General features: G+C 43.5%; 2 protein-coding genes. Both read left to right on the top strand.

Features of this window, described 5'->3' with window-relative positions:
• Window positions 1–668 (top strand): family 1 glycosylhydrolase (locus tag ACLNCN_RS04605; RefSeq protein ID WP_424844727.1); only part of this gene is annotated, 668 nt, incomplete at its 5' end.
• A gap of 120 nt (window positions 669–788) precedes the next feature.
• Window positions 789–1,625 (top strand): mannose-6-phosphate isomerase, class I (manA, locus tag ACLNCN_RS04600; protein WP_424844725.1); only part of this gene is annotated, 837 nt, incomplete at its 3' end.

Genomic DNA, 1,625 nt, shown 5'->3' with positions numbered 1-1,625 from the left:
CCATGGAGGAAGACCGCAAGAGTTACTTCTTCATTGATGTTCAAGCGCGTGGGGAATACCCAAACTACGCCAAGAAGCAGTGGGAGCGTGAGCGAATCGAGATTCAAATGACTGCAGAAGATTTAGAGTTGTTGAAGGACAATACTGTTGACTTTGTTTCCTTCTCTTACTATGCGAGCCGAGTAGCCTCAGGTGATCCAGAAGTTAAAGAATTAACTGCTGGAAATATCTTTGCCTCTCTCAAAAATCCTTATCTTGAATCCTCAGAATGGGGATGGCAGATTGACCCACTTGGTCTTCGCATCACCCTCAATGCCATCTGGGATCGTTACCAAAAGCCAATGTTCATCGTGGAAAACGGTCTAGGTGCTATGGATACACCGGATGAAAATGGTTATGTAGCAGATGACTATCGGATTGCTTACTTAGAAGCTCACATCAAGGCTATGCGAGATGCCATTTACCAAGATGGAGTTGACTTGCTTGGTTATACGACTTGGGGCTGTATCGATCTGGTTTCAGCTGGAACAGGCGAAATGAACAAGCGCTATGGCTTTATCTATGTGGATCGAGATAATGCTGGTCATGGAAGCCTCAAACGTAGCAAGAAGAAATCCTTCTACTGGTACAAGGATGTCATTGCCAGCAATGGTGCAATCATTGAGTAGATCACATTTATTCACTATTTTTATAAAATCTTCTCCCTACTTTATAAGATGTGAAAAAGAGTTCAACTGGAACTCTTTTTTTGCTATAATGAGGGGAGAAAAATCAGACAGGAGATCGACATGTCAGAACCATTATTTTTACAATCAGTTATGCAAGAAAAAATCTGGGGTGGTACCAAGCTACGTGATGAGTTTGGCTACGACATCCCAAGTGAAAAAATCGGAGAATATTGGGCCATCTCAGCCCATCCAAATGGTGTCTCTAAAGTTGCCAATGGTCGCTACGAGGGAACAGATCTTGCTACTTTATATGCAGAGCACCGTGAATTGTTTGGCAATCGTCCAGAACCTGTATTTCCACTGTTGACTAAGATTCTGGATGCTAACGACTGGCTCAGTGTTCAAGTTCATCCAGACGATGCTTACGGACTCGAGCATGAAGGCGAACTTGGAAAAACAGAATGCTGGTACATCATCGCTGCGGATGAAGGTTCAGAGATTATCTATGGTCACAATGCCAAGTCAAAAGAAGAACTCCGCCAGCAAATCGAGGACAAGAACTGGGATGCCTTATTGACAAAAGTTCCTGTAAAGGCTGGAGATTTCTTCTATGTACCAAGTGGCACCATGCACGCTATCGGGGCAGGCATCTTAATTCTTGAAACCCAGCAGTCTAGCGATACCACTTACCGTGTCTATGACTTTGACCGCAAGGACGATAATGGCAACTTGCGTGAACTTCACCTTGAAAAATCTATCGATGTCTTGAATATTGGAGAGCCTGCCAATAGCCGTCCTGTGACTATCAAAGCTGATGATTTGCGTTCGACCTTACTTGTTTCGAATGATTTCTTTGCAGTTTACAAGTGGGAAATAACTGGAAAAGTTGACTTCGAAAAGACAGCTGACTACAGTTTGTTTAGTGTCTTAGCTGGCCAAGGTCAACTGACTGTTGAC

This window comes from Streptococcus sp. CL8.13 (assembly GCF_049737895.1).
Note: the sequence above shows the minus strand (reverse complement) of the source record. Positions and strands in the feature narration are given on the sequence as shown.